Below are 23,309 nucleotides of genomic sequence, written 5' to 3'. Positions count from 1 at the left end.
AACGCTTTCCTCGCTGGCGGCTGGCAAACTCTTTAACAGCGGACGAGGAAAGTGATGAAAATATTAAGACTAACGCTCGTGGCGGCGGCGCTGATGTCAGCGATGGCCAGCGGCGTAGCCAGGGCGGATCAAAGCGTTGTCGATCAGATTAGCCAGTTTGGCGTGAAGTACACCGTTAACGATAACCATGCCGCGCAGCACGGCGTGGATTGCGCGGCGCTGGGCGCGGACTGGGCTTCCTGCAATCGGGCGACCATTACGCTGACTAATCCGGGCAAGGCGATTACCAGCAAAGACTGGGCTATCTGGCTGCCTAATATTCGCCAGACGCTGCGGGTCGATAACGATCAGTTCCGGATGGTGCATGTTGTAGGCGATCTGACGCGACTGGAGCCAACCGAGAAGTTTAAAGGGTTTGCCGCGGGCGAATCGGTTGAAATTCCCATTATCAACGAGTACTGGCAGCTTTTTATTACCGACGTGATGCCGCGCTGGTATGTTACTGCTGAAAACGCCCAGCCTAAAATTATCGCCAGCACGGATACGGAAGACTTAACCTCGTTTGTTTCGCCGATGGCCGCGCACTGGAAACGAACGCCAGACGACCGCAACATCCTGATGACGCCTGCAAGCCGCTTTGAGAAAAACAGCGATACCGCGCCGCTGGCCGCTGAAGCGCTGCGCGGCCAGATTCTTCCTACGCCGCTGCAGGTCACGCTTCATACGGAAGATGCCGATTTGAGCCAGGGCGTGCAGTTTGAGCTGACTGGCCTGAGCGCGGAATCGGCGGAAGCGGTAAGAGAGCGTTTCGCGCTGATGGGCGTGGCGGAAAAGTCGCAGGGCTACAAAATCAAAAGTCAGCTTACGCCTGCCGCTTTTACCGGCGACAAGGCGGTTTCCGGCGCCTATAAGCTGACTATTCGCGAGCACGAAGCGCAGATAGAAGGTTTTGACGAAGCCGGCGTTTATTACGGCATGATGTCCATTCTGTCGCTGCTGCCGGCCAGCGGCGAGCAGAAGATCGCCACGCTGGACGTTACCGATGCGCCGCGCATGGCCTATCGCGGCATCTTTCTTGATATCGGCCGCAACTTCCACAGCAAAGAGGCGGTGCTGCGCCTGCTGGATCAGATGGCGGCCGTGAAGCTGAATAAATTCCACTTCCACCTCAGCGACGATGAGGGCTGGCGTATTGAGATACCAGGCCTGCCGGAGCTGACTGAAATCGGGTCGAAACGCTGTCACGATCTGACAGAGCAGCGCTGCCTGCTGCCGCAGCTGGGCTCCGGGCCTTTTGCCGATGCGTCGGGCAACGGCTATCTGACTCGTGATGACTATATTGATATTCTGCGCTATGCGAAGGCGCGCGCCATTGAGGTGATCCCGGAGATTGACATGCCTGCGCACGCTCGCGCAGCGGTGATCTCAATGGAAGCTCGCTATAACAGGTTGATGAAAGAGGGCAAAACCAGAGAGGCGAACGAATATCGCCTGGTCGATCCCACCGATACCTCGAATACCACATCCGTACAGTTCTACGATCGCACCAGCTATCTGAACCCCTGCCTGGATTCCTCGATGCGCTTTGTTGATAAAGTCATTGGCGAAATCCAGGCGATGCACCAGGCCGCGGGCGTGCCGCTAACGACCTGGCACTTCGGTGGCGACGAAGCGAAAAATATTCGCCTCGGCGCGGGCTATACGGATGCGGCGAAACCGGAAGCGGGCAAGGGTAAAATTGACCTCAGCCGGGAAGACAAGCCCTGGGCGAAATCTCAGGTTTGCCAGGCGTTGGTGAAGTCGGGCAAGGTCGCCGACATGGATCACCTGCCCAGCTATTTCGGCAAAAAAGTCAGCGAGAGCGTTAACGCGCACGGTATTGAGAAAATGCAGGCGTGGCAGGATGGCCTGAAGGACGCGAAGGGCGCCGCAGATTTCGCCACCAAACGCGTCGGCGTCAACTTCTGGGATACGCTCTTCTGGGGCGGCTTCGACAGCGTTAACGACTGGGCTAACAAAGGCTACGAGGTCACCGTTTCCAATCCGGACTATCTCTATATGGATTTCCCTTACGAGGTGAATCCGCACGAGCGAGGCTATTACTGGGGCACGCGCTTCAACGACGAGCGTAAAATGTTCAGCTTCGCGCCGGACAATATGCCGCAGAACGCGGAAACCTCGGTGGATCGCGACGGCAACTACTTCAGCGCTAAATCCGACAAACCGTGGCCGGGCGCCTATGGCATCTCAGCCCAGCTCTGGAGCGAAACCGTGCGTACCGATGAGCAGATGGAAGCGATGATTTTCCCTCGCGCTATTTCCGTGGCGGAGCGTGGCTGGCATCGTGCGGCCTGGGAAGAGACCTATCAGGCGGGACGTGAATACAAGGGCGGCGAAACGCACCATGTCGATCAGGCCGCGCTTAACCGCGACTGGCAGCGCTACGCCAATCTGCTGGGGCAGCGTGAACTGGCGAAGATGGATAAAGCCGGTATCCATTACCGTCTGCCGCAGCCGGGCGCGCGCATTGTCGAAGGCCGGCTGGAAGCCAATATCGCGCTGCCCGGTCTTGCTATCGACTACTCGCTGGACGGCGGCAAAAGCTGGCAGCGCTATCAGGATAACGCTCGTCCGAATGTTGCAGGCGAAGTCATGATTCGCGCCGTCAGCAGCGACGGCAAGCGCTTCAGCCGCGTGGAAAACCTGAAATAACCGTTTCTCAGACGAAAAAAAACCGGCGAGCGATCGCCGGTTTTCTGTTTTTAAATTAGCTTACTTGTCGTGCAGCGTATCATCTTCACGGCAGTCGCCGGTAGCACAGTGGCCGTAGAGATAAAGGCTGTGGTTGCTGAGCTTGATACCGTGTTTCGTCGCTATATCACGCTGGCGGGATTCAATCGACTCATCGCTGAACTCGATAACCTTGCCGCAGTCCAGGCAGATCAGGTGATCGTGATGATGCTGTTGGGTCAGTTCAAAAACGGACTTTCCGCCTTCAAAGTTGTGGCGGGTAACGATCCCCGCATCGTCAAACTGGTTCAGAACGCGGTAAACCGTCGCCAGGCCAATCTCTTCGCCCATATCGATCAGGCGTTTATACAAGTCTTCCGCACTGACATGATGGCACTCTGGTTCCTGAAGCACTTCCAGAATTTTCAGTCGAGGAAGCGTGACTTTCAGGCCGGCCTTCTTTAATGCGGTGTTATTGTCAGTCATGCGGATATTGTCCTGTTACTTTACTGGTCACTAAGTGGCTGAAAAGCCGTGAGCATCGGTCGACGCAAAAGCTGAGCGTCTCATTATAGAACCGATGCCTTGAAGAAACCACAGCGGAGATGCAAAACCATCAGAGGATGTAAGGATTACGAAGTCGTTACGTCCGAAAAAGCAAGCACCCATGTACGCTGGGTTATCCGTTCGATCTTCCGATGCCAAATACTGGCGAAGCGGAAACGAAGCAGGGTTATTCTACCGTTTTGAGGGTAAAAGTTACAAATATGTATCTATTACTGCTATAGGAAAAACCGCTGGCCCACTGTGGTTAACCCAGTGGGCCAGGCTGTCAGGCTTCGATGATATCCTGCAGCTGCAGTTCGTCAGAGATCTGTTTGACCCACTTCTCAACGCGTTCGTTGGTCAGCTCCGGCTGGCGATCTTCGTCGATGGCCAGGCCCAGGAAGTGATTGTCGTCCGCCAGCCCTTTAGAAGCTTCGAAGTGGTAACCTTCGGTAGGCCAGTGACCTACGATCACCGCACCGTTAGGTTCGATGATGTCGCGGATGGTGCCCATCGCGTCGCAGAAGTACTCCGAGTAGTCTTCCTGATCGCCGCAGCCGAACAGCGCCACCAGCTTGCCGTTGAAGTCGATCTCTTCCAGCGTCGGGAAGAAATCATCCCAGTCGCACTGTGCTTCGCCGTAGTACCAGGTTGGGATGCCCAGCAGCAAAATATCAAAGGCTTCAAGGTCTTCTTTGCTGCTTTTAGCGATATCATGAACTTCAGCCACCTCTTTACCGAGCTGCTTCTGGATCATTTTTGCAATGTTTTCCGTATTGCCCGTATCGCTGCCAAAGAAAATGCCTACGATTGCCATGAGTTTAATAACCTCTTGAAACTTAATGATATGCGGCGACTAGCCTGAAAATGTTAACGGCAATGATAGCAGACAGCCACAGGGGGATAAACGGCTAATCCGCCCGCATTTGTCGCTTTGTGCTCTACCGTCGCGCCCCGATCAGCGCTTTGGTCTGGCTAACTGCGCCATAACCATCTCTTCGATCAGCTCGCTGCGGCTCATGTTGCGCTGCTCGGCGAGCTGGTTCAGGGCATCGACCGCGTCGCTGTTCATTTTCAGCTCAACGCGTCTCAGCCCGCGCACTTTATCGCGTTTGAGCTGATTGCGTTTGTTGATACGCAGCTGCTCGTCACGCGTCAGCGGATTGGTTTTGGGTCGTCCCGGGCGACGCTCGTCTGCGAACAGATCGATCGTGGTGCGGTCCGTGTTTTCTTTTGCCATAGAATCGTGATACTGAAGGCTGGAGTTCTGATGGATTGAGCCGTAAGCGCCCGCGACTGCGGCCGCCGACAAATTTTAGCGCGCCATCATACCCCAGCGAAAGTCGCGACGGCAATTATTTAGCCTTTTACTGAAATATTTGTTTTCACAGGGCAAAAAAACGGCGGATAGCGCGTAAAACGGCATCGGGTTTCTCCGCATGCGCCCAGTGGCCCGCACCGGTAATCACGTGAGCGCGGGCGGCGGGAAACTGCGTCAACAGCGCCTCGCGATACGCTTCCGTGATATAGGGTGAAAGCTCACCGCGGATAAAGAGCGTCGGATGCGGCCACGCGGGCACTTTTTCCCAGCCGATAATCTTATCGTAGCTCTGCTGCAGGGCCGGAACGTTAAACCGCCATTCGCCATCCTGAAAAGACTTCAGCAAAAACTGAATCACGCCATCTTCGTCTATAGTTTTACGCATCAGCGCGGCGGCTTCGCTGCGTCGGGTGACGCCCGCTTCGCTGACGGCTTCGAGCGCGGCGAAGATATGATCGTGATGACGTTGTTGATAAGCCACCGGCGCGATATCGATAACCACCAGCTGCTTAACGCGATTTGGGGCCAGTGCGGTTAGCATCATCGCAATCTTACCGCCCATGGAGTGACCGATAACTTCAAAATGCTCAACGCCGAGATCGTCCAGCGTTTCCAGCACGTCGCGCGCCATCGCAGGATAGTTTATTTCAGTCGAGCGTGGAGAAAAACCATGATTGCGCACATCAACCTGAATGATGCGGCGCGCTGTTTTCAGGTCGCGCGCCAGCACGCCGAGGTTATCCAGGTTGCCGAAAAGGCCGTGAATAAGGACTACGGGCGCGTCAGAAACGGCGGTTTGTTCAGATTGCAGGCGGAAATTCAATTTCATGGCAAACTTCTTACAGAGGAAACGAAGGGTTAGGTTATCATAAAAGCACGATTTTCTGCCGTCGCGGCGGCCCCAGGCTTTACGGCATATTCCGACTTTTGCCCGCAAGCGGGGCTGGCGCTACAACCCGGCAGGATTTAACTTTATAATCCTCGTGTTAGGGCTGGTCTTCTGGCGTTCCGGCAACAGCAGGTCGCCAACCGGCTCTTATCAGCAATAATCGTACTGGATCAAGATGAAAACTATTGAAGTCGACGAAGAGCTCTACCGTTATATCGCCAGCCACACTCAGCATATTGGTGAAAGCGCCTCCGATATTTTACGTCGTATGCTGAAATTCTCCGCCGGTCAGACGGCAGCGAAAGCGCCTGTCGCCACGCCTGCTCCTGTCGCCAGCGTGCAGGAAACGGTGGTGAAAGAGACGTCTCGCCCGCAGGATCGCGTTCGCGCCGTGCGTGAGCTGCTGCTGTCGGACGAGTATGCGGAACAGAAAAAAGCGGTGAACCGTTTTATGCTGATCCTGTCGACTTTATACAATCTGGATCCCAAAGCATTTGCCGCCGCGACCGAGTCACTGCACGGCCGCACGCGCGTCTACTTTGCAGGCAATCAGCAGACCCTGGTACAGAACGGCACCCATACCAAGCCGCAACACATTCCCGGCACGCCGTATTGGGTGATCACCAACACCAACACAGGCCGTAAACGCAGCATGATTGAACATATCATGGCGTCCATGCAGTTCCCGACGGAGCTGGCGGACAAGGTTTGCGGCACACTCTAAAACACAGCGTCAGGGAGAAGCGCCAATGGCCAGTCATTCCCGTGCCGGGCAGCCAGCACAGCAGAGCGATTTGATTAACGTTGCACAATTGACCTCGCAGTATTATGTCCTGCAGCCGGAAGTCGGCAACGCGGAACATGCGGTAAAATTCGGCACGTCCGGCCATCGCGGCAGCGCGGGCCGACAGAGCTTCAACGAGACGCATATTCTGGCGATCGCTCAGGCGATAGCGGAAGAGCGTAAAAAGAATGGCGTTACCGGCCCTTGCTTTGTGGGCAAAGACACGCACGCGCTCTCCGAGCCGGCGATCATTTCCGTGCTGGAAGTGCTGGCCGCCAACGGCGTGGATGTGATCGTGCAGCAGGACAACGGCTATACGCCAACGCCTGCCATCTCCAACGCGATCCTTGAGCACAACAAAGCGGGCGGTGTACAGGCTGACGGTATCGTAATCACGCCTTCGCACAATCCGCCAGAAGATGGCGGTATTAAATATAATCCGCCAAACGGCGGCCCGGCCGACACCAACGTCACTAAAGTGGTGGAAGATCGCGCCAACCAGCTGATTAAAGACGGCCTGAAAGAAGTTAAGCGCGTTTCGCTGGCGGAAGCCTGGGCAAGCGGCCATCTGCAGGAAAAAGATCTGATCCAGCCTTACGTGGAAGGCCTGGCGCAGATTATCGATATTCCGGCTATCCAGAAAGCGGGTCTGAAAATCGGCGTCGATCCTTTAGGCGGCTCCGGTATCGCCTACTGGCAGCGCATCGCGGAGTTCTACAACCTGGATCTGACCATCGTTAACGATTCCGTCGATCAGACTTTCCGCTTTATGCATCTGGATAAAGACGGCGTGATCCGCATGGACTGCTCTTCCGAGAGCGCGATGGCGGGCCTGCTGGCGCTGCGTGACAAGTTCGATCTGGCGTTCGCCAACGATCCTGACTATGACCGTCACGGTATCGTCACGCCTGCGGGCCTGATGAACCCTAACCACTACCTGGCCGTTGCTATCAACTACCTGTTCCAGCATCGTCCGCAGTGGGGCAAAGAGGTCGCCGTCGGCAAAACGCTGGTTTCCAGCGCAATGATTGACCGTGTGGTTAACGACATCGGCCGTAAGCTGGTGGAAGTCCCGGTTGGCTTTAAGTGGTTCGTTGACGGCCTGTTCGACGGCAGCTTCGGCTTCGGCGGCGAGGAGAGCGCGGGCGCTTCCTTCCTGCGTTTCGACGGCACGCCATGGTCAACCGATAAAGACGGCATCATTATGTGCCTGCTGGCCGCTGAGATCACCGCCGTAACTGGTAAAAATCCGCAGCAGCACTACGATGAGCTGGCAGAGCGCTTTGGCGCGCCAAGCTACAACCGTCTGCAGGCTTCCGCTACTTCTGCGCAGAAAGCGGCGCTGTCGAAGCTTTCGCCAGAGATGGTCAGCGCCGATACGCTGGCGGGCGATCCCATCACGGCACGTCTGACGGCAGCACCGGGCAACGGCGCTTCAATCGGCGGCCTGAAAGTGATGACGGAGAACGGCTGGTTTGCCGCGCGTCCATCCGGCACGGAAGATGCCTATAAAATCTACTGCGAGAGCTTCCTGGGTGCCGAACACCGCGAGAAGATCGAGAAAGAAGCGGTAGAGATTGTTAGCGAAGTGCTGAAAAACGCGTAATCGCGAGAGCTGATAATAAAAAAGGCGCTGATTGTTCAGCGCCTTTTTTTAAAAATTTTTTTGGCCTTTTTATAACCCATATGGCTTTTTAACCAGATGTACACTGGTAAACGTTAAAGCAGCGCGCCAGGAAAAGGGTTTAGATAGCAATTTGCCACATAATCTCCTGGTTATATAGTCGAATAAATCTATTTAATCGCTGATAAATCAAAAAAACTGATATAAATAAAAACAAGCAATCCCTATAAAAAAGGACTGGCATTCAATTGTCGCGTCAAATATTAAACCTTATTGTAATGTGGTTAGATTCCACGAAAGATTTACTGATTTCATTCATTGAAATAGCATAAAGGTTAATGAAAATGTGTTTCATTTAGTAAAGCTCAGCTTTTTGGTTGATTTGCATCAATAAAATCCGCATTAAGGCTTTATCGGGAGAATTTAAAGAGGAAGATGGATGTATTTCTATCGCAACAAGGATCTGTTAAATGGCTATTCCCGTTTATTTATGGCTTGAGGATGATGGCGGAGCCCGTGTAAAGGGTGATGTAAGGGTAAAAGGTCGGGAGGAAGTATAGAGATAAGTGAGCTAATGCACTCCGTAGAGCAGCCAGGAGATCCTTCGACGGGCAAAGCTACAGCGAAGCGCTTACATAGTTCATATGCGTTTATGAAAAGTATTGATAGCGCGTCCTCTTATCTTTATAAGGCCATCTGTTCTGGTCAGACTTTCAGAAAGGCTGAATTTAAATTTTACCAAATCAACTATAATGGGCAGGAAGAAGAATACTTCAGGACTACGCTGGAAAACGTGAAGGTAACGGAAATTGAATCTTTGATTCTGGATATTAACTATCCACAATCGAAAAAGCATGACCATCTTGAGTATGTTGATTTAGCCTACGAGAAAATTACATGGCATTACCTGGATGGTAATATTATTCACTGCGATTCATAGAACGGGCGGGCCGCATAATGGCATGGGAATACGACGTAGCTTCACATACATTTACCCGAAATGGTGTAACTTATACGGCTGATTATGCGGGCGCAACAGGTTATAAGAATGACAGCGCCAAAGAGTGTGTAAAAAATAAAGGGCCGCTTCCCAGGGGGACTTATATAATCGGTGCTCCTCATAACTCATCCCATACTGGAAAATATACGCTTAACCTTACTCCCGAGCTCAGCAATGCGATGTGTGGACGTGCTGCTTTTCGTATTCATGGCGCAAGCAAAAATCACCCGCTGGATTCATCAGAAGGCTGTATTATTGTAGCGATCGGCGTAAGAAAAATTATTTGGGCTAGTGGCGACAGGGAGCTGAAAGTGAAATGAAATATCTTATTATTACCGTGACTCTTCTGTTTTCTTCTGTGGCTATAGCAACACAGATGGAAGGCTTTGGCGCTTACTATTACCAGGATGATCCTGCTATCCCAAATTTCGATACCAGGAAAGGTTTGGCACCTGATGTGATTATAGGTGATAATTTTTTTGTAATGGAATTTAGTCGCCTGACGGATATTGCAAAAACAACCGGTGTCGTTGTTAACCAGAGCGACCGGGCATCCTGGCTTTGCCTGACTTCTGAAAAGGTTAATTACTGGTTTATCTCTGATAATGAGATGGGGCATGGCGACTTAACTTCTGTTGCTATGGCCAAATCGGGAAATGAAAAAGGGTGTTCTGCCTATAACGGTAAAATAAGCGTTACGGTTAAGGGGATTCCCTTGCTGGATGCTTCACCAGAAAAGATTTCAGCATTATTTTCAAACAGGATGCAGGGGAATATAATGCAGTATTGTACTGAAACTAAAAGCTATGGTGATTTTACTCAGGTAAACTGCCTTGAATACCATTTCGAAAAAAATAATGTTAAAGGCGTTTTTATTTATCAGGTTACTGCCAACTAAAAATCATAAGCTGCGTTAAGAATCCCGCCTGATTATTCAATTTGTTTAATGCCTGGAAACCTGCTGATTCAGGCGCTTGCCCTTTGCCCGCTCTGCGGCTAGCAGACTGTAATCTTTCAGTAAGTTGTGATAGTTTTGTTATTTTCCATATTATAATTAACTATTATTTAACATTGTGATGCTAAGGGTATTTTTTAATTACCTGGTCATACCAGTGGTAAAATTATCGCCATATTGATACTATTTTAGCCAGCTTGCTTTAATTTAAAATTACTCAGGAGGGCATATGAACCTTTATCAACGCTATTCGCTGCCTCATCTTATTCTGCGCCGTAGTGCGGTAGTCGCTATCGGCGTTCTCGCGCTGCCCTTTATGCTTTTTTATCGCGACAGAAGCCGTTTTTACAGCTATCTGCATCGCTGCTGGTGTAAGACCAGCACGCAGCCGGTCTGGCTGGCACAGACGGAAGCCGCAGGTATCGATTTTTATTAAAAATATCTTTTCGCCCGCCTTATCCGATGCCCCGCTTATGGGGCATTTTTTTATGTTTCAACAATGTAGAACTCAATTTCTCCGACAACCCTTTGCCGCTACAACAGCGCCGGCAAAGGGTTGTACAAACTTGTACAACTTATTTTGTTTTGTATAGCTTTAACAGCTACACTTAAGGAAGCAAGTAGCGAAGGGGAGAAAGGTATGAGTAAAAAAATTCCGGTAGGCATCAGCGCCTGCCTGTTAGGCGACAACGTCCGCTTTGACGGCGGCCACAAGCGTTGCGCTTTTGCTGCCGAAGATTTGGCGCCTTTTATGCGTTATGAACCGGCCTGCCCGGAAATGGCGATTGGCCTGCCAACGCCGCGCCCCGCGCTACGTCTTACCGAAACGGCTGACGAGAAGGTCGAACTTTGCTTCAGCAACGGCAAAGGCGAGCCGTTGACCCAGGAGATGCAAAGCTTCTCTGAAAAGAAAATCGCCAGCCTGCATCACCTTTGCGGTTATATCGTCTGCGCTAAATCGCCCAGCTGCGGTATGGAAAGGGTTCGCGTTTATCAGCCGGAAAACAATAACAATCGCAAGGAAGGCGTGGGCATCTTTACGCGTGAGCTGATGAAGCAGATGCCGTGGCTGCCTGTGGAAGAGGACGGCAGGCTGCACGATCCCGTGCTGCGGGAAAATTTTGTCGAGCGCATCTATACGCTGCATGAATTTAACGAGCTTTGGCGCAGCGGCCTGACGCGCGGCAAGCTTATCGCTTTTCACAGCCGTTATAAGCTAACGCTGCTGGCGCATTCGCAACCTGAATACCGGGAGATAGGCCGCTTTGTCGCGGGTATTGAAAACTGGTCTTCGCTGGAAGCCTTCGCTTTTGAATACCGCCAGCGACTGATGGATCTGCTGAAGCACAAAGCGACGCGCGGCAACCATACCAACGTAATGATGCACGTTCAGGGCTATTTCCGTCCGCAGCTGAACGCCAAACAGCGCCAGGAACTGACTTCGCTGATCGATCACTATCGTCAGGGCCTGCAGCCGCTGCTGGCGCCGATGACGCTGCTTAAGCACTATATGTCGGAATATCCCGATCCCTATCTGGCGCAGCAGCGCTATTTTGAGCCCTATCCGGAAGCGCTGCGGTTGCGTTACGGCCACTGATTACCGCAGGGAAAGCCATGACCACCCATCTTGTCTGGATGCGCAACGATCTGCGCATCCACGATAACTATGCCCTTTACGCAGCCTGCCGCGATGAAAATGCTAAAGTGCTGGCGATTTATATCGCCACGCCGGAACAGTGGCGCTCGCACGATATGTCGCCAAAACAGGCCGCCTATATTTATCAGAGCCTGCAGGATGTGCAGCAGTCTCTGGCAGAAAAAGGCATCCCGCTGCACTATCTGCAGTGCAACGATTTTTCTGCGTCGGTAGAAGCGCTGAAGGATTTTTGTCAGCAGCATAAAGTCGACAGCCTGTTTTATAACTATCAGCACGAAGTTAATGAGCGTCAGCGCGATGCAAAGGCGGAACGCGAGCTGGACAAGCTGGACGTCGTTGTGCAGGGCTTTGATGATGGACTACTGCCGCCCGGCAGCGTGCTGACCGGCAGCCGCGAAATGTTCAAAGTCTTTACGCCGTTTAGCAAAGCCTTTGTTCGCCGACTGCGCGAAGGGATGCCGGAATGCGCGCCCGCGCCCACACCGCGTGCCGATGCGCCTTTAAAAAAATTACCTGCCCTTGAGCCTTTCGATTATCCGCGGGAAGCGTTTGACAGCGACTTTTTTCCGGCAGGAGAGAAGAAAGCGATACAGCGCCTGCGCGAGTTTTGTCAGCAGCCGGTTGCAGATTACGCGGCCACGCGTGATACACCGGCTATTGACGGCACCAGCCGTCTTTCCGTTTGTCTGGTGACCGGCGTGCTTTCGCTGCGTCAGTGTCTGCACCGGCTGTTGCGCGAGCATCCTGACGCGCTGGAAAACGAGAAAATATTTAGCTGGTTCAATGAGCTAATCTGGCGAGAATTTTATCGCCATCTGCTCGTCGCCTGGCCGGCGCTCTGCAAGCATCAGCCCTTTATCGGCTGGACCAACAAGGTACAGTGGCAGAGCAACGATCGGCAGCTTCAGGCCTGGCAGCAGGGCAAAACCGGCTATCCCATTGTCGACGCCGCGATGCGCCAGCTTAACTGCCTGGGCTGGATGCATAACCGGCTGCGTATGATTACGGCCAGCTTCCTGATTAAAGATCTGCTGATCGACTGGCGGATCGGCGAACGCTACTTTATGTCGCAGCTGATCGATGGCGATCTGGCGGCCAATAACGGCGGCTGGCAGTGGGCGGCCTCCAGCGGTAACGATGCCGCGCCCTATTTCCGTATTTTCAATCCTACTACTCAGGGCGAACGCTTCGACAAACAGGGCGAGTTTATTCGAAAGTGGCTGCCGGAGCTGAAGGATATTCCCGCTCAGCATATTCATCAGCCGCACGAATGGGCGAAGAAAAACGGCGTCAGGCTGGATTATCCGCAACCCATTGTCGACCATAAGGAAGCCCGCAAGCGCGCGCTGGCGGCCTATGAGGCCGCAAGAAAATAGTCTCGCTTGCTGCCGTCTGCTAAAGTTGCCGCATTCAGAACGACAAAGCTTATCAGGACGCCTTATGCACAACAGTGAATTAGAAAAAATCGTCAACCAGCAGCTCAATACCGCGGGTTTCAGCGACTATGCGCCGAACGGTCTGCAGGTGGAAGGGCGCGCGCAGATCCAAAAAGTCGTCACCGGCGTCACTGCCTGCCAGGCGCTGCTGGACGAAGCGGTACGTTTAGAGGCGGACGCGGTGCTGGTGCATCACGGCTACTTCTGGAAAAACGAAGCGCCGGCGATCAAAGGCATGAAGCGCAACCGGCTGAAAACGCTGCTGGCGAACGATATCAATCTTTACGGCTGGCATCTGCCGCTGGACGCGAATCCCGAGCTGGGCAACAACGCCCAACTGGCAAAGCTGTTTGATATCGAGGTTAAAGGCGAAGTGATGCCGCTGGTATTCTGGGGCGAGCTGAAAACGCCGCTGACGGGCGAGCAGCTCGCCGCGCGCATTGGTGAAAAGCTTCATCGCGAACCGCTGCACTGCGGCGATAACGCGCCGGCGCTGATACGCAAAGTCGCGTGGTGCTCCGGCGGCGGCCAGGGGTTTATCGATGCGGCGGCGGCTTTCGGCGTGGACGCCTACATTACCGGCGAAGTTTCTGAACAGACGATCCACAGCGCGCGTGAGCAGGGCATTCACTTCTTTGCTGCGGGTCATCACGCTACGGAGCGCGGCGGGATCAAGGCGCTCGGCGAATGGCTGGCGAACTCACACGGCCTGGACGTGACCTTTATCGATATCGATAATCCCGCCTGATAAAAAGCGGGCGGTTTCGCGTGCCGCCCGCCTGGTACTATGGATGCGGCGCGACGGAAATAATTGAAAATCCAGCTACGCCATCCACGCCCGCGCCGGGAGTATGCTGTTTTGCCGTGTCCTGCAATACGGCTTCATGCACTTCTTCCTGTGAAGGTTCGCCTTCGCTTTCCAGCAGCACCTCGTCCGAGCGAGTCTGTCCTTCAACTTCATGTTCGTAAGTGATTTTATAGGTTGTGGCCATAGCATCCTCCGTTACAGGTGAACAGTAATAGTAGCCAATATGTTATGGCTGACCGCTATTTTCGTCTTTTTCAGAAGCAGTCTGGGCATGTTGTCTGCCCAAACCACGCCAGCAGGCAGTGAAAAATAATCCATAAAGCGTTAAGCGCGGCCCTGCGCCAGTGGCGATCCTTCAGGCGAATCCATTATTGACACTGTGCGGACATTTCCGCATAACTGTTTCTTCTTTCTGGAAAATAGTGGCCTTATCAACGGGCCGGGAGATATGTTTTGCAACGAGCACGTTGTTACCTGTCAGGTGAACGCGCGGTAGTGCTTGAGCTGGAACCTCCTGTCTCTCTCAGCAGCCAGCAGCGTATCTGGGGTCTGTCAGCAAGACTGACGGGCCGACCGGAAGTGACGGAAGTGATTCCGGGCATGAACAATATTACGGTGGTTTTAAGCGATCCGCAGCAGCACGCGCTGGATGCTATTGAATGGCTGCAGGGCTGGTGGGAAACCAGCGAAGCGCTGGAACTGGAAACGCGGGATATTGCCATTCCTGTGGTTTACGGCGGCGACTCCGGGCTGGATTTGGCGGAGGTTGCGCGTCACAGCGGCCTGACGCCGCAGCAGGTAGTGGAAGCGCACGCGGCCGGTCGCTATACCGTCTACTTTATCGGCTTCCAGCCTGGCTTTCCCTATCTGGCTGGCCTGGATGAACGCCTGCATACGCCTCGCCGTGCCGAACCGCGTCTGGTGGTGCCGGCCGGCTCCGTCGGCATCGGCGGCAGCCAGACCGGCGTCTATCCGCTGGCTGCGCCTGGCGGCTGGCAGCTGATTGGCCGGACGGATATCGCGCTGTTTACGCCGCAACAGCAGCCGCCTACCTTTTTGCGTCCCGGCGATCGGGTGCGCTTTGTGCCGCAGAAGGAGGGCATATGCTGAAAATTATTCGCGCCGGAATGAGCACTACCTTACAGGACGTGGGCCGTATCGGCTGGCGACAGTATGGCGTCAGCAGCGGCGGCGTACTGGACTATCCGGCGATGGCCACGGCCAATCTGCTGGCGGGCAACGAGCAAAACAGCGCCGTGCTGGAAATTACGCTGGGCCAGTTTTGCGCCGAGTTCACCCGCGATGGCTGGCTGGCGTTGACGGGCGCGGGCTGTAGCGCCGAGCTGGACGGCAAACCGGTCTGGACAGGCTGGCGTACGGCCGTACGTAAGGGATCGCGTCTGACGCTGAAAATGCCTCAGCGCGGCATGCGTAGCTATCTGACGCTGGATGGCGGTTTCGCTGCCGAGCCGGTGATGGGCTCCTGCAGTACCGATCTGAAAACGGGATTAGGCGGCTTTGCCGGACGCCGGATTGAAGATGGCGACCTGCTGCCGCTGGGCGAACCAACCCGCGTCTTCAGCAAACCGGCAGGCGTTCGTCAGCTGCTGTTCGGCAACCGCGTTCGCGCGATGACCGGGCCGGAGTATCACGAGTTCAGCCGCGAAAGCCGGGAGCTATTCTGGCGAACGGGCTGGCAGCTCAGCCCGCAGAGCAACCGCATGGGCTATCGTCTGCAGGGCCGTGCGCTGGTGCGCGAAGCCAGCCGCGATATGCTGTCGCACGGCCTGATGCCTGGCGTGGTGCAGGTGCCGCCCAACGGCCAGCCTATTGTGCTGATGGCGGACGCGCAAACCACCGGCGGCTATCCGCGCATCGCCTGCGTGATCGAAGCCGATCTTTATCATCTGGCGCAGATCCGCCTGGGCGAGCCGATCCACTTCGTGCACTGCACGCTGGAAGAGGCGCTGCAGGCGAAGCGGGAGCGCGATCGGGTACTGGAGCAAATGGCATGGGGACTAGCGCATGAAAATTGATTTAAACGCCGATTTAGGCGAAGGCTGCGGCGACGATCGGGCGCTGCTGCAGCTGGTGACTTCGGCGAATATCGCCTGCGGCTTTCATGCGGGCGACGCGCAAACTATGCAGCAATGCGTGCGCTGGGCGCTGGAGTATGGTGTGGCCATTGGCGCGCATCCCGGCTTTCCCGACCGCGAAAATTTTGGCCGGACACGGATGCAGTTACCGGCCGATACGGTATACGCGCAGACGCTCTATCAGATTGGCGCGCTGCAGGCTATCGCCCGAAGCGAAGGCGGCAGGGTCACGCACGTGAAGCCGCACGGGATGCTTTACAACCAGGCCGCGCAGGAACCGGCGCTGGCGGCGGCTATCGCGCAGGCGGTAAAGGCCGCCGATCCCCAGCTGATGCTGGTTGGCCTGGCGGGCAGCGAGTCGATTCGTGCCGCACAGGCGCTGGGGCTGACAACCCGAGAGGAGGTTTTTGCCGATCGCGGCTATCAGGCGGACGGTTCGCTGGTGCCTCGATCTCAGCCAGGCGCGCTGATCGAAAGCGATGAGCAGGCGATCGCACAGACGCTGACGATGGTGCAAGAGGGGAAAGTGCGCGCCGTCAGCGGCGAATGGGTCAGCGTCAATGCCGATACCGTCTGTTTGCACGGCGACGGCGCTCACGCGCTGGCGTTCGCTCGTCGGCTGCGCGAGGCCTTTGCCCGACAAAATATCGCGGTCAGCAGTTAATCCGTTTGCTTTACCGGCTGCTGTGCAGCGGCGGCCGTTTTCAATCGTTCCCCTTATTGCGCGGGCAAACCGCAGGGAAATTATTATCAGGAGGATAAATGGATCATCTCGTTAATCTCTGGCCGCTGGCGGGCATCGCCGCTATCGTGGTCGGTTTTCTGTTGCGCTTCAATCCGGTGCTGGTGGTGATCATCGCCGGTTTGATTACCGGGCTGGCAGCGAAAATGCCGATCGGCGACATCCTGGAAAAGCTGGGGTCGGGCTTTCTCAACACCCGCAATCTGCCGTTGATCCTGCTGCTGCCGCTGGTGGTGATCGGCCTGCTGGAGCGTCACGGGCTAAAGGAGCGCGCTCAGGCGTGGATTGCGCAGATCAAAAGCGCCACGGCGGGAAGGCTGCTGATTGTCTATTTGCTGCTGCGTGAACTGACAGCCGCGATGGGATTGACCAGCCTGGGCGGCCATCCGCAGATGGTGCGTCCGCTGCTGGCGCCGATGGCGGAAGGCGCTACCGAGAATCGCTACGGCGAGCTGCCGCCGGAAGTCCGTCATCGCCTGCGCGCTATGTCAGCCGCGACGGATAACGTCGGCCTGTTCTTCGGCGAGGATATTTTTGTCGCCTTCGGTGCGATTATCTTTATGCATAATTTTATGCAGCAGTCGGCGGGCATCCAGACTGATCCGCTGCATATCGCTCTTTGGGGCATTCCAACCGCCGTCTGCGCTTTTTTGATCCACGCTTTCCGTCTGCGTCGGCTGGATAAAAAACTGGCCGCCGAGTTTGCCGCGCTTAATGCGCAGGCGCTAAAAGCCAAAGGAGGGCGCTGATGTTTCAGCAACAGTATCTTTACTGGCTGGCGGGTCTGATTCTGCTGGTGGTTGCCGTGATGTCGTGGCGTGATAAAGCCAATCCGCGGCGTTTGACTACCGGCTTGTTCTGGGGACTTTACGGCGCGGTTTTCCTGGTTGGCGACGGCGCGGCGGAACTGTTCGGCGCGCGTTCGCTGCATATCGCTATCGGCGTAATCGTGGTGATCATGGCGCTGATCGCTGGTCTGGGCGGCGTCAGGCTCGGCTCTTACCATCAGCGCAGCCATGCAGAGCGCGAAGCAAGCGCGCAACGGCTGCGCAACCGGCTGTTTTTGCCCGCGCTGGCTATACCGGTGGTCACCGTTGTTGGCGTGCTGCTGTTTAACAATCTGCCCGCATTGCGCGTGGCGATGTTCGGCGAAGGCAATCATTCGACGCTGATCACGCTCTTCTCAATGATGGTCGGCTGTCTGGCGGGCTGGCTGATCGCGCTGCGAATGACGCACGAAGCGCCGGCGCAGTCGCTGCAAGAGTCGCGTCGACTGCTGGACGCCATCGGCTGGGCTTTTATCCTGCCGCAGATCCTCGCCACATTGGGGCTGCTGTTCACTACCGCAGGCGTAGGCACGGCAATCACCCATCTTACCGAGACTTATCTCGCCGTGGATAACCGCTTTATCGCGGTGGCGACCTATGCCATCGGTATGGCGCTGCTGACCATGATTATGGGTAACGCCTTCGCCGCTTTTCCTATCGTCACCGCGGGTATCGGCATTCCGATCCTGGTGCTGCAGCATCATGGTAATCCGGCGGTGATGGCGGCAATCGGCATGTTCTCCGGCTACTGCGGCTCGCTGATGACGCCAATGGCCGCCAACTTCAATATTGTGCCTGCGGCACTGCTGGAGCTGCCGGATCGTAACGCGGTGATCAAGGCTCAGGTGCCGACCGGCGTGCTATTGTTAATAGCCAATATTTTTCTTCTCTGGCTTTTGATGTTTCGGTGAGGCTGAAATGAAAACAGTATTAGTAGCAGCATTTGAGCCTTTTGAAGGCGAAGTGGTCAACGCTTCGTGGGAGGCAGTCAGCCAGCTGCATGAGCGTATGATCTGCGGCGCGCGCGTAGTGGCTAAGCAGCTTCCCTGCGTATTTGGCGAGTCGCTGGCGACGCTGAACGCTGCGATGGACGAGCTGGAGCCTGAGCTGGTCATCGTGGTCGGCCAGGCGAACGGGCGGCCCGATATCACCGTGGAGCGCGTGGCGATCAATATCGACGACGCGCGCATTCCTGATAACGCGGGCAATCAGCCGATAGATGTGCGCATCGTCGAGGATGGCCCGGCCGCTTACTTCTCCACGCTGCCGATCAAGGCTATCGTCGAAGGCATTCGGGAAGCGGATATTCCGGCAGCGGTATCGCAAACGGCGGGTACTTTCGTTTGCAATCACGTGCTCTACGGCCTGCTGCACCGGCAGGCGAAGCAGGGCGGACGCGGCGGATTTATTCACGTGCCCTATTTGCCTCAGCAGGCGGTTAAGCATCCGGGCGCGGCCAGCATGCCGCTACCAACGGTAGTACTGGCGCTGGAAATGGCGCTGAGTATCGCGCTGACGGTAGAGGAAGATAAAAAACTGGAAGGCGGCGCCACGCAATAAGGAGAGAAAATGCCGGAAGGCCCTGAGATCCGCCGCGCGGCGGACAAGCTGGAAAAAGCCATTAAGGGGAAAACGCTGACCGAGGTCTGGTTCGCTTTTCCCCAGCTAAAGACCTATGAGGCTTCGCTGGTGGGCGAGCGCGTGGAAGCGATCGAAACGCGCGGCAAAGCGATTCTGACGCATTTCTCCAACGGCCTGATCCTTTACAGCCACAACCAGCTCTACGGCGTCTGGCGCGTGGTGAAAACCGGCAGCGAGACGCAGAGCAACCGCGTGCTGCGCGTTAAGCTGGCGGCGGAAGATAAAACGCTGCTGCTTTACAGCGCCTCGGATATCGAGCTGCTGACGCAGGACACGCTGGCGGCGCATCCTTTTCTGCTGCGCGTCGGCCCGGACGTGCTGGATATGACGCTGACGGTGGCAGAGGTGAAAGAGCGGCTGCTCTCTACGCGCTTCCGCCGTCGGCAGTTCAGCGGCCTGCTGCTGGATCAGGCATTTCTGGCCGGGCTGGGCAACTATCTGCGGGTGGAAATCCTCTGGCACGCCGGGCTGGCGCCGCAGCATAAGGCGCAGGATTTAAGCGAAGAGCAGCTGGATAAGCTGGCGGAAGCGCTGCTGGCTATTCCACGCCTCTCTTACCAGACGCGCGGCGTGGCGAAAGAGAACAAGCATCACGGCGCGCTGTTCAGTTTTAAAGTTTTTCATCGTGCGGGAAAGAAGTGCGAGCGCTGCGGCGGCATCATTGAGAAAACGTCACTGTCGTCCCGACCTTTTTACTGGTGTCCGGGCTGTCAGAAGTAAGCAGGTACTGATGCGTGCTGCGCCGGATGTAGAAGCGTAGCGACTAAGGCATTTCGGGCATGTTTTTGCCCGAAACATGTCCGCTTTGTACCAGATACGACATAGAGAATGTGCAATTCCGCTCGACAAGTCACATCCTGTCTTACACAAAAAAATTCGAGATGAGTAATACAGAGGATTTCGACATGACCACTTTTCATCAACTAGCTGCCACCAGTTTGAGTGGTCAGCTCATCCCTATGGCTAACTACGCGGGCAGGCTGGTTCTCGTGGTTAATACCGCCAGCCATTGTGGATTTACGCCACAATATGCAGGCCTTGAAGCGCTCTACAAAAAGTACGCCGCCCAGGGGTTGATGGTGCTTGGTTTTCCCTGCAACCAGTTTGGTAAACAGGAACCCGGCAGTGCTGATGACATCGCGCAGACCTGCCATATTAACTACGGAGTAACCTTTCCAATGTTCGAGAAAGTGGCGGTTAATGGCGCGTCAACACATCCGGTGTTTCGTTACCTGAAAGCGGAATTGCCCGGCGTGCTGGGCGGGCGGATCAAATGGAACTTTACCAAGTTCCTGATCGGTCGCGATGGCAAACCACTGCAACGTTTTGCACCGATCTCTACCCCAGAGAAAATAGAAGCCACAATTCTTGCTGCACTTGAAAACCCGGCGCTTTTGTAACTTCAATTATTTATCTTCAGAGCATGCTTATATCCATGCGAAATTGACCTCTTTTTCTCGCGCATAACGGATACTTTTGCAGTTCTTAAATAAACGGCCAGTTTCGCGGTTAGATAGCGGCAACACGCTAACGCTGGCTCCGCAGATAATAAATTACGCGGCTCGCCCAGTCTCCGGCAGCCATAAAAAAAGCGCCGCAGTGCGGCGCTTCTGGCAGACTTTCTGAATATTACTTAGTAGCAGACTTAAAGTCGCGCTGGTCGTAGCCGGTATAAAGCTGACGCGGACGAGCGATTTTGATGCCGTCATCGTGCATCTCTTTCCAGTGCGCAATCCAGCCAACGGTACGCGCCATCGCGAAGATCACGGTAAACATTGAGGAAGGAATGCCCATCGCCTTCAGGATCAGGCCGGAATAGAAGTCGACGTTTGGATAGAGCTTACGCTCGATAAAGTACGGGTCGTTCAGCGCGATATGCTCCAGCTCCATCGCCACTTCCAGCAGGTCGTCCTTCATGCCCAGCTCTTTCAGCACTTCGTGACAGGTTTCACGCATCACGGTAGCGCGCGGGTCATAGTTCTTATAAACACGATGACCAAAGCCCATCAGGCGGAAAGAGTCGTTTTTGTCCTTGGCGCGACGCAGGAACTCCGGAATATGTTCAACCGTTTTGATCTCTTCCAGCATACGCAGGCAGGCTTCGTTGGCGCCGCCGTGCGCTGGCCCCCACAGAGAAGCGATGCCCGCAGCGATACAGGCGAACGGGTTGGCGCCGGAAGAACCGGCGGTACGCACGGTAGAAGTTGAAGCATTCTGCTCGTGATCGGCGTGCAGGATCAAAATACGATCCATTGCGCGTTCCAGAACCGGGTTCACCACATAATCTTCACAAGGCGTGGAGAACATCATGTTCAGGAAGTTGCCGGCATAGGAGAGATCGTTGCGCGGATAGACAAAAGGCTGGCCGATTGAATATTTGTAACACATCGCGGCTACAGTCGGCATTTTCGACAGCAGGCGGAAAGCGGCGATTTCGCGGTGACGTTCAATATTCACGTCCATCGCATCATGATAGAAAGCCGCCAGTGCGCCGGTAACGCCGCACATAACCGCCATCGGATGCGAGTCACGGCGGAAGCCGCGGAACAGATGGTGGATCTGCTCATGGATCATGGTATGGCGGGTAACGATAGTGCGGAACTCTTCAAACTGCTCTTTGGTCGGCGCTTCGCCATTCAGTAGGATATAGCACACTTCCAGATAGTTAGAGTGCAGCGCCAGCTGGTCGATAGGGTAGCCGCGATGCAGAAGAATGCCTTCGTCGCCGTCGATATAGGTGATTTTGGATTCGCAAGAGGCAGTAGAAGTAAAACCCGGGTCAAAGGTAAAATATCCTTTAGAGCCGAGGCTACGGACATCGATCTCTTCCTGGCCTAAAGTGCCGCTCAGCACGTCAAGTTCGATAGCGTCTTCGCCGGGCAGGTTTAGCGTTGCTTTTTTATCAGCCATTTTAGTCTCCTTAGCGCCTTGTCGATGAATCTATGACATCTGAAACGCCGTTATGTCCACCGCTGCGGGTACAAAGCAGTCTCAACTCTGCGGCATCTTATTACGTGCAGGGTACAGAGCGACGGCGCGCGTAGGCCGGAAGGGCACAACCAGGCTTTGTTTAGCAGTTGTTAAAGATTCGGTATGGTCGAAACTCGTCAACCTGATGCTTAATCAGTTTAGCTCACCAATGTTACATAACTTGTGCTTAGGTGAAAGTGTATCCCCATAACTTTTGTGCATCATAGATCTTTTCGCGCTGAGTTTGTAACAAAAATGTTGAAGTTTTGTCAAATCAGATAATTAAATTTGTACAAATTGTGAAAAACGTGAGTGAGATCACTGTTCCGCCTATTTTTCCCCAAGATGTTTGTAGGGGAATTGTAATGAGAATGTGATCGACCTATACTGCGGCCAGGTCTCCGGAATACCCTGACACCAGGAGCCACCCAGCGTTTTAGCGCCACAAATAACACTGGATGTTGCTGTTTTGGTGCCGGTTCACAGTTCGAATGCTTATGTATTCGGCTGTCACCTTCAGGACCGGAGGAAGCAAAATAAGAAAGGCTCTGTGGGCAAAACCGTGAAAAAACAAAGACCTGTCAACCTGGATCTCTCAACGATCCGGTTTCCCGTTACCGCAATCGCGTCCATTCTCCACCGCGTGTCCGGCGTTATTACGTTTGTTGCCGTCGGCATACTGCTCTGGTTGCTGGGCCTGTCGCTCTCGTCGCCGGAAGGCTTTCTGCAGGCATCCGCCGTTATGCAGAGCTTTTTTGTTAAATTCATCATGTGGGGCATTCTCACCGCGCTGGCGTATCACACCGTCGGCGGTGTTCGTCACATGCTGATGGATTTCGGCTATCTGGCGGAGACGCAGGTAGTGGGAACGCGTTCGGCGCAAATCTGTTTTGGTATCACCGTCGTGCTTTCAATTCTGGCTGGAGTCCTCGTATGTTAAGCAACGCTTCCGCATTAGGACGCAACGGCGTTCATGACTGGCTGCTGGTGCGCGCTACCTCTATCGTAATGACGCTCTATATCCTTTACATCCTCGGCTTTATCGTGATGACGGATACGCTGACCTACGACAACTGGCACGCTTTTTTTGCCTCCTCCGTCACTAAAGTGTTCACGCTGCTGACGCTGTTCTCCATTCTGATGCATGGCTGGATAGGGATGTGGCAGGTATTGACAGATTACGTCAAACATCTGGCGACTCGTCTGCTGCTGCAGATGGCGATCGTCGTGGCGCTGTTTGTCTATGCGATTTATGGAACCGTCGTTGTGTGGGGTGTGTAAAA

25 protein-coding genes and 1 pseudogene are annotated in these 23,309 nt (G+C 54.7%); 20 read left to right on the top strand and 6 right to left on the bottom strand.

Annotation, left to right across the window (positions count from 1 at the left end):
* Positions 1-54 precede the first annotated feature (54 nt).
* Positions 55-2,712, top strand: a complete 2,658-nt coding sequence (locus MKZ79_RS17030; protein WP_336143782.1) for a beta-N-acetylhexosaminidase — start codon at positions 55-57, stop codon at positions 2,710-2,712.
* Between the two features lie 60 nt (positions 2,713-2,772).
* Here the strand turns inward: MKZ79_RS17030 and fur are convergent, their stop codons facing one another.
* From fur to ybfF, 4 genes are all read right to left on the bottom strand, one after another.
* Entirely contained in the window at positions 2,773-3,216 is a 444-nt protein-coding gene (gene fur / locus MKZ79_RS17025) for a ferric iron uptake transcriptional regulator (RefSeq protein WP_336143781.1), read from the bottom strand.
* A 346-nt stretch (positions 3,217-3,562) separates the two neighbouring features.
* On the bottom strand, positions 3,563-4,093 hold the full coding sequence (fldA, locus tag MKZ79_RS17020; RefSeq protein WP_336143779.1) for a flavodoxin FldA: 531 nt from the start codon (positions 4,091-4,093) through the stop codon (positions 3,563-3,565).
* 141 nt (positions 4,094-4,234) lie between these two features.
* Positions 4,235-4,516, bottom strand: a complete 282-nt coding sequence (gene ybfE / locus MKZ79_RS17015; protein WP_336143778.1) for a LexA regulated protein — start codon at positions 4,514-4,516, stop codon at positions 4,235-4,237.
* Between the two features lie 145 nt (positions 4,517-4,661).
* Positions 4,662-5,426, bottom strand: a complete 765-nt coding sequence (ybfF, locus tag MKZ79_RS17010; RefSeq protein WP_336143777.1) for an esterase — start codon at positions 5,424-5,426, stop codon at positions 4,662-4,664.
* A gap of 235 nt (positions 5,427-5,661) precedes the next feature.
* Between ybfF and seqA the strand changes: the two genes are divergently transcribed.
* From seqA to MKZ79_RS16965, 9 genes and pseudogenes are all read left to right on the top strand, one after another.
* The gene (seqA, locus tag MKZ79_RS17005; RefSeq protein ID WP_336143775.1) at positions 5,662-6,210 is read left to right on the top strand and encodes a replication initiation negative regulator SeqA; all 549 of its coding nucleotides are present in this window, start codon (positions 5,662-5,664) and stop codon (positions 6,208-6,210) included.
* Positions 6,211-6,235: 25 nt separating this feature from the next.
* The gene (gene pgm / locus MKZ79_RS17000; protein WP_336143774.1) at positions 6,236-7,876 is read left to right on the top strand and encodes a phosphoglucomutase (alpha-D-glucose-1,6-bisphosphate-dependent); all 1,641 of its coding nucleotides are present in this window, start codon (positions 6,236-6,238) and stop codon (positions 7,874-7,876) included.
* Between the two features lie 488 nt (positions 7,877-8,364).
* Positions 8,365-8,834 (top strand): annotated as a pseudogene (locus MKZ79_RS16995) (Hcp family type VI secretion system effector).
* 17 nt (positions 8,835-8,851) lie between these two features.
* Positions 8,852-9,214, top strand: a complete 363-nt coding sequence (locus MKZ79_RS16990; RefSeq protein WP_336143773.1) for a tlde1 domain-containing protein — start codon at positions 8,852-8,854, stop codon at positions 9,212-9,214.
* Positions 9,211-9,792 carry a hypothetical protein gene (locus MKZ79_RS16985; RefSeq protein ID WP_336143772.1) on the top strand — a complete coding sequence of 194 codons (582 nt, stop codon included), beginning with the start codon at positions 9,211-9,213 and terminating at the stop codon, positions 9,790-9,792. The genes MKZ79_RS16990 and MKZ79_RS16985 overlap by 4 nt, the downstream gene beginning before the upstream one ends.
* A gap of 286 nt (positions 9,793-10,078) precedes the next feature.
* Positions 10,079-10,285 (top strand): YbfA family protein, encoded by a 207-nt coding sequence (locus MKZ79_RS16980; protein WP_336143771.1) that lies wholly within the window; start codon positions 10,079-10,081, stop codon positions 10,283-10,285.
* 204 nt (positions 10,286-10,489) lie between these two features.
* Entirely contained in the window at positions 10,490-11,446 is a 957-nt protein-coding gene (locus MKZ79_RS16975; RefSeq protein WP_336143769.1) for a YbgA family protein, read from the top strand.
* Positions 11,447-11,463: 17 nt separating this feature from the next.
* Positions 11,464-12,882 carry a deoxyribodipyrimidine photo-lyase gene (gene phrB, locus MKZ79_RS16970; protein WP_336143768.1) on the top strand — a complete coding sequence of 473 codons (1,419 nt, stop codon included), beginning with the start codon at positions 11,464-11,466 and terminating at the stop codon, positions 12,880-12,882.
* Between the two features lie 64 nt (positions 12,883-12,946).
* Positions 12,947-13,690, top strand: coding sequence for a type 2 GTP cyclohydrolase I (locus MKZ79_RS16965; RefSeq protein WP_336143767.1), 744 nt, complete (start codon positions 12,947-12,949; stop codon positions 13,688-13,690).
* A gap of 37 nt (positions 13,691-13,727) precedes the next feature.
* Here the strand turns inward: MKZ79_RS16965 and MKZ79_RS16960 are convergent, their stop codons facing one another.
* The gene (locus tag MKZ79_RS16960) at positions 13,728-13,934 is read right to left on the bottom strand and encodes a hypothetical protein (RefSeq protein WP_336143766.1); all 207 of its coding nucleotides are present in this window, start codon (positions 13,932-13,934) and stop codon (positions 13,728-13,730) included.
* Positions 13,935-14,203: 269 nt separating this feature from the next.
* On the opposite strand from MKZ79_RS16960, the gene pxpB reads away from it, so the two are divergent.
* The 8 genes from pxpB (at position 14,204) to MKZ79_RS16920 (ending at position 20,456) form a co-directional block, all read left to right on the top strand.
* Positions 14,204-14,860: a 5-oxoprolinase subunit PxpB gene (gene pxpB, locus MKZ79_RS16955; RefSeq protein WP_336143765.1), complete on the top strand. Its 657-nt coding sequence runs from the start codon at positions 14,204-14,206 to the stop codon at positions 14,858-14,860.
* Positions 14,854-15,786 carry a 5-oxoprolinase subunit PxpC gene (pxpC, locus tag MKZ79_RS16950; RefSeq protein WP_336143764.1) on the top strand — a complete coding sequence of 311 codons (933 nt, stop codon included), beginning with the start codon at positions 14,854-14,856 and terminating at the stop codon, positions 15,784-15,786. The genes pxpB and pxpC overlap by 7 nt, the downstream gene beginning before the upstream one ends.
* Positions 15,776-16,510 (top strand): 5-oxoprolinase subunit PxpA, encoded by a 735-nt coding sequence (gene pxpA / locus MKZ79_RS16945; protein ID WP_336143763.1) that lies wholly within the window; start codon positions 15,776-15,778, stop codon positions 16,508-16,510. The genes pxpC and pxpA overlap by 11 nt, the downstream gene beginning before the upstream one ends.
* 98 nt (positions 16,511-16,608) lie before the next feature.
* Positions 16,609-17,337: a DUF969 domain-containing protein gene (locus MKZ79_RS16940; protein WP_336143762.1), complete on the top strand. Its 729-nt coding sequence runs from the start codon at positions 16,609-16,611 to the stop codon at positions 17,335-17,337.
* Positions 17,337-18,326 (top strand): DUF979 domain-containing protein, encoded by a 990-nt coding sequence (locus MKZ79_RS16935; RefSeq protein ID WP_336143761.1) that lies wholly within the window; start codon positions 17,337-17,339, stop codon positions 18,324-18,326. The genes MKZ79_RS16940 and MKZ79_RS16935 overlap by 1 nt, the downstream gene beginning before the upstream one ends.
* A 7-nt stretch (positions 18,327-18,333) precedes the next feature.
* Positions 18,334-18,975: a pyroglutamyl-peptidase I gene (pcp, locus tag MKZ79_RS16930; protein WP_336143760.1), complete on the top strand. Its 642-nt coding sequence runs from the start codon at positions 18,334-18,336 to the stop codon at positions 18,973-18,975.
* 9 nt (positions 18,976-18,984) lie between these two features.
* Positions 18,985-19,776: an endonuclease VIII gene (gene nei / locus MKZ79_RS16925; protein ID WP_336143759.1), complete on the top strand. Its 792-nt coding sequence runs from the start codon at positions 18,985-18,987 to the stop codon at positions 19,774-19,776.
* Between the two features lie 185 nt (positions 19,777-19,961).
* The gene (locus MKZ79_RS16920) at positions 19,962-20,456 is read left to right on the top strand and encodes a glutathione peroxidase (protein WP_336143757.1); all 495 of its coding nucleotides are present in this window, start codon (positions 19,962-19,964) and stop codon (positions 20,454-20,456) included.
* 229 nt (positions 20,457-20,685) lie between these two features.
* On the opposite strand, the gene MKZ79_RS16915 is transcribed toward MKZ79_RS16920, so the two are convergent.
* Positions 20,686-21,966, bottom strand: coding sequence for a citrate synthase (locus tag MKZ79_RS16915; RefSeq protein ID WP_336143756.1), 1,281 nt, complete (start codon positions 21,964-21,966; stop codon positions 20,686-20,688).
* Between the two features lie 610 nt (positions 21,967-22,576).
* Here MKZ79_RS16915 and sdhC point away from each other — a divergent pair.
* Together sdhC and sdhD are read left to right on the top strand one after the other, a co-directional pair.
* Complete coding sequence (gene sdhC, locus MKZ79_RS16910) at positions 22,577-22,966, top strand: succinate dehydrogenase cytochrome b556 subunit (RefSeq protein WP_336143755.1); 390 nt, start codon at positions 22,577-22,579, stop codon at positions 22,964-22,966.
* Positions 22,960-23,307, top strand: a complete 348-nt coding sequence (gene sdhD, locus MKZ79_RS16905) for a succinate dehydrogenase membrane anchor subunit (RefSeq protein WP_336143754.1) — start codon at positions 22,960-22,962, stop codon at positions 23,305-23,307. The genes sdhC and sdhD overlap by 7 nt, the downstream gene beginning before the upstream one ends.
* The last annotated feature ends 2 nt before the right edge of the window (positions 23,308-23,309 follow it).

The sequence above is a fragment of the Erwinia sp. CGal63 genome (assembly GCF_037026505.1).
GTDB lineage: Bacteria > Pseudomonadota > Gammaproteobacteria > Enterobacterales > Enterobacteriaceae > Erwinia.
This window is presented reverse-complemented; position numbering and strand designations above follow the sequence as displayed.